The sequence below is a fragment of the Flavobacterium sp. genome, assembly GCF_036741995.1.
In the GTDB taxonomy this organism is placed as follows: domain Bacteria; phylum Bacteroidota; class Bacteroidia; order Flavobacteriales; family Flavobacteriaceae; genus Flavobacterium.
Genome location: NZ_DAINRG010000079.1, coordinates 1 through 5,522, shown reverse-complemented (window position 1 = coordinate 5,522; position 5,522 = coordinate 1). Strand labels below are relative to the sequence as shown.

Below are 5,522 nucleotides of genomic sequence, written 5' to 3'. Positions count from 1 at the left end.
GTACAAATTCTTCTATAGTTAAAGTATTGACAATTGGCACAGGTTATTCAGGTAACATCCAATGGCAACGTTCTACGGATTTAGGAGTTACTTATACAGATATTGTTGGAGAGACATCGCAAAGTTATACTATCACTAATCCTGTAGTAGGTGCTAATTATTTCAGAGCTAAGTTCAGCAATGGCTGTACAGAAGTGATAGGAGCTGCTAAAATAGTTTACTACAAAGATTGTGGTGCAAAAGCTGTTGCTACTACAGAAGTTGTTAAAACGCCATTTGCGGTGGTTGCTTATCCAAATCCATACAGTGAGAACTTCAACTTGAGTTTAACAACCACAAGTGAGGATAGCGTAGGAGTTGTGATTTATGATATGACAGGCCGATTGATCGATCAGAGAGAGGTTAAGGCAGATGAAGTATCTACATTACAAATAGGAGACCGTTATCCATCTGGAGTTTACAATGTAATTGTAACACAGGGAAGTGAAGTTAAAACACTTAGAGTGATTAAACGATAATCGTATAATTGATATTAAACTAAAAGCCTCTTCAGAAATGAAGAGGCTTTTTTTATGGATAAAATTTTTCAATTGTTTTTGTTTAAGAAAATAAAAAGTAAAAATCACTCATGATTTTACTTTTATAAATAAAGGATATTATATCTATGCATAAGACAGTTTTTTTAATACATAATTAAATCGTTTTAAACTAAAACGACAACTTTTTTATCCGTTTTTTTAGTGTAAAATCAAGCCGCTAAATGCCTAAAAAATTGGATAAGGGACAAATATCTTCATTAATATAATAATTAACTTAATTATTGCAAACTTCGTAAAATAGATTAGGAATTATTTTATAAAATATAATTTAAAGCTTATAAATCAATAATTTATCAACACGAAAACGTTTGCGTTCCCGGTTTTAACATAATTTTTTGTGTCCGTTGAATTATTTGTTAATTTTACTCACCCCTAAGTCGTTTTTGAGTTATTTTAATCATTAATCTTCAATGCATTACTTTTATTATTGTTAAAGATTTAATTCTTTTTTATTTATGAAAAAAAATACTATTACGAAATTTATGGGGTTCCAGATTAGTTCTTTGCAAGCGAAACTATATTATGTTTTGCTTTTGTTTGTAGTACTAGTTGGTTTAAAAGGGCAAGCCCAGATTTATGTGAATCCAATAACAACAGGTAGGCCAATGGCAACTTATTATCTAGGTGATAAATTGCCTGCTAATACTTATTTTCAATTTGAAATTGGACAATCCTCTTGGAATACCTCTGAGGTTGGTGTTGGTCAAAATACCGATGGTAACACCGGATGGAGTTGGGCAGCCGCTACTTATTATGCAGATGGATCTGCTCCAAATAAAAAAGTGCAAAGAAACCTTACTTCATTTCAATTTACCGCAACCGGAACTTGGTATGCCGTAGGTAGAGCTAAAGCAAATGCAGGAGATAGTTTTACTTATGGAGATGAGGGAACATGGTCAAATGATACTTCACTTACAGCTAGCACTTCTACAAAATCCTGTCCGTATTATACCGTTAATGCTCTTGGAAATCCAACTTCATGTACAGCTACTATTTCAGGGACAACGGCTACTTTAGGATGGACAAAATTTACAGGAGGGGCTAATACCTACAATGTTATGATTGTTAGATATCCAAAAGATGCTACTGTAACAGCTCCTACAAACGGAAATTCTTATGGATCCGGTGCTGCCATAGGAGCCGGGACAGTGGTTTATGTGACTAATAATGGAATATCTACAACAAATACCGTAACTACCTCAAACAGTTATGATTATTATTTCTATTCTGAAAACTGGAGTTATTACAGTTCCGGACAAAAAGTGACTGCTAATTCTCCGGTACCAACGATAACATTAGGCACTAGTCCTTCAGTTTGTAGAGGAACTACAACAGCAAACTTGCCCTATACAGCAACAACGAATAGCCCTAATCAGTATAGTATTACTTTTGATACTGCAGCAGGAACTGCGGGTTTCACAAATGTAAGTTTGACTACTCTACCAGCATCTCAAATAGCTATTGCTGTTCCGGCAAGTGCTGCAGCTGCTACTTATAATGGAACTTTAACCGTCAAAAATACTACTACCAATGAAGTGAGTACAGGGACTCCTTTTACTGTGACTGTAAAGGCTCTCCCAACTGCTGGTATAACTAATAATACAGGTGTTACAAAAGTGACTTGTTCTGTACCGTCTATTAGTCTTACCGCTACAGGAGGAACTGGTTATTCTTGGTCAGATGGTACTTCAGTTGTTAGCGCAACGGCTAATTTGAGTGTAACTTCGGCTGGAACATATACTGTAACAGTAACGAATAACGGATGCAGTTCTACTGCTAGTATAGTGATTACTCAGGATACAGCGGCTACATCTTCAAGTCAAACGGTAACAGCCTGTGATACTTATACTTGGTCTGTAAACGGAGCAACTTATACCACAAGTGGTACTTATACTTATGTAGGAACCAATGCGGCTGGTTGTACAGATACCAAAACATTAAACTTAACAATCAACAATAGTACTGCATCAAGCCAAACGGTCACAGCCTGTGATACTTATACTTGGTCAGTAAACGGAACAACATATACTACAAGTGGAACTTATAGTTATACAAGTACTAATGGTGCCGGCTGTCCGGATACCAAAACATTAAACTTGACAATCAATAATAGTACTGCATCCAGCCAAACGGCAACAGCATGTGATACCTATACCTGGTCTGTAAACGGAGTAACGTATACTACAAGTGGTACTTATACTTATGTAGGAACCACTGCGGCTGGTTGTACAGATACAAAAACATTAAATTTAACAATTTATGTTAGTACTCCTTCTAGCCAAACGGTAACAGCATGTGATACCTATACTTGGTCAGTGAACGGAGCAACCTATACCACAAGTGGAACTTATGTTTTCGCAGGAACCAATGCTGCGGGATGTCCTCAAAACCAAACACTTTATTTAACAATCAATAACAGTTCTGCATCAAGTCAGACAGCAACAGCTTGTGATAGTTACACCTGGTCCGTAAACGGAGCAACGTATACTACAAGTGGAACTTATATTTATACAAGTACCAATGGTGCCGGATGTCCAGATACTAAAACATTAGTATTAACAATCAATAACAGTACTTCTTCAAGCCAAACGGCTTCAGCTTGCGATGCCTATACTTGGTCAGTAAACGGACAAACGTATACCACAAGTGGAACGTATACTTACACAAGTACCAATGGTGCCGGATGTCCGGATACTAAGACATTAAATTTAACGATAACTCCAAGTTCAAGCAATAGCACTACAGCTGCTGCTTGCGGAAGTTACACCTGGTCTGTAAACGGACAAACGTATTCGCAAAGCGGAACCTATACTTCGGTTTCAGGTTGTCATACCGAGACCTTAGAATTGACTATTACTCCTAATACCAGTAACACCACTACAGCAACAGCTTGTGATACTTATACTTGGTCCGTAAACGGAGCTACCTATACTACATCAGGTACACGCACAGTAGTTACCGGTTGTCATACGGAAATATTGAATTTAACTATCAATAACAGTACATCGTCAAGTCAAACAGTGACTGCTTGTAACACTTATACCTGGTCAGTAAATGGACAAACTTATACGACAAGTGGAACGTATACTTATACAAGTACTAATGGGGTTGGTTGTACAGATGTTAAAACATTAAATTTAACCATCAACAACAGCACATCATCAAGCCAGACAGTATCTGCTTGTGGAAGTTATACCTGGTCCGTAAACGGTACAACTTATACCACAAGTGGAACGTATACCAATGTTGGAACCAATGCATCGGGATGTTCGGATACTAAAACTTTAAATCTAACGATTTCAGGAACAAATAAAAGTAATGCCACATCAACTTGGACTAATGGTCAAAATGATGGTACTATCGGATTCGGTGCCTGGAATTTTTCAACTAATGGAACTACTGCCGGATTCTTTAGCGGAAGTTCAGATGTAAACAATGGCGGTACCCGTTCTTGGGGAATGTATGCCAGTGGAGGAGACAACGTGGCCAGCGCGGTTAGACCGGTAACGATGGGCGTAGGAAATACACTTTCATTTTCTATGGATAATGGTTTTATTGATACTGGGAAAGTGGTAGGTTTTGGACTTCAAAATACTGGCGGACAAAATTTGGTTGAATTATTATTTATTGGTGGACAATCATATTACAAAATAAATGATAATGTTGTAGGATTTGATACTTCGATAGGATATACAACAGGAGGCTTAGATGTTAGTTTAACTTATACAGCATTAAATACCTATTCCATTACTATTAAAACAAAAGCAGGAGCCACTGTTACCTATACTGGAAGAACTTTTGCCGCTCAGACTGGAGGTCAAAAGCCGGCTCAAATCCGTTTCTATAATGCAGGCGCTGGTTCAGGATCCGGTTATGACCTTTTCTTTAATAGTTTAGCTATCAATAACCCGGTTATAACAACGCAACCATCCATTAGCGCTCAAAATATTTGTACAGGTACTACACCAACAAACCTTACTGTAGCCGCTACCGGTTCAGGACAAACTTACCAATGGTATAGCAGCACATCAAATACTACTTATGCCGGAGCTACTAATCTGGGAACTGGTGCGCAAACAGCAACGTTAACGCCTCAAAATTCAGTGGCAGGAACTGCTTACTACTATTGTATCGTAACGGATCCATGTGGTTCAACGTATTCTAATTTCTCTGGAGCTGTTACAGTTACTTCTCCACCAAATGCAGGAACATTAAGTGGAACACAAGAAGTTTGTGTAGGTGGAATAACAGCTTTCTCAACTAACGGAACTACAGGTGGTTCATGGTCTACATCGGCTTCAGGAGTTGCTTCAGTAAGTACAGCAGGTGCTGTTACCGGAGTAAGTGCAGGTTCAGCAACAATTACTTATACTCTTAACGGAACTGGAGGTTGTTCAAATGCTACTGCCACCAGAACGGTTACTGTTAATCCATTACCAACAGCAGGTGTCACAAACAATACTGGCTCAACGGTAATCACTTGTTCAACTACATCGATCAGTGTTACAGCTACGGGTGGTGACAGTTATTCATGGTCAAATGGATCAACTGTAGTAGGAACTTCAGCCGATTTAACAATTACAGCCGGAGGAACATATACTGTAACCGTTACTAATTCTTTTGGATGTACTGCAATGGCGAGCATTACAGTAACTGAAAATAAAACAACTACTTCTAGCGAAACAGCTACCGCTTGTGATACTTATACTTGGGCATTGAATGGACAAACCTATACTACAAGCGGTAATTACAATTATGTTTCTACCAATGAAACGGGTTGTGTAAATACAGCTACGTTACATTTAACTATCAATAATAGTACTTCATCAAATCAAACAGCTTCGGCTTGTGATACTTATACCTGGTCCGTAAACGGACAAACGTATACTGAAAGTGGAACTCATTCAGTAGTTACAGGCTGTC

2 protein-coding genes are annotated in these 5,522 nt (G+C 38.0%); both read left to right on the top strand.

What is annotated here, in order from left to right; genetic code table 11:
* On the top strand, positions 1–518 hold a 518-nt coding region (locus tag V7D82_RS13200), incomplete at its 5' end, for a T9SS type A sorting domain-containing protein (protein ID WP_333601424.1).
* Between the two features lie 563 nt (positions 519–1,081).
* The coding region (locus tag V7D82_RS13195; RefSeq protein ID WP_442902392.1) for a beta strand repeat-containing protein at positions 1,082–5,522 on the top strand (4,441 nt) is incomplete at its 3' end.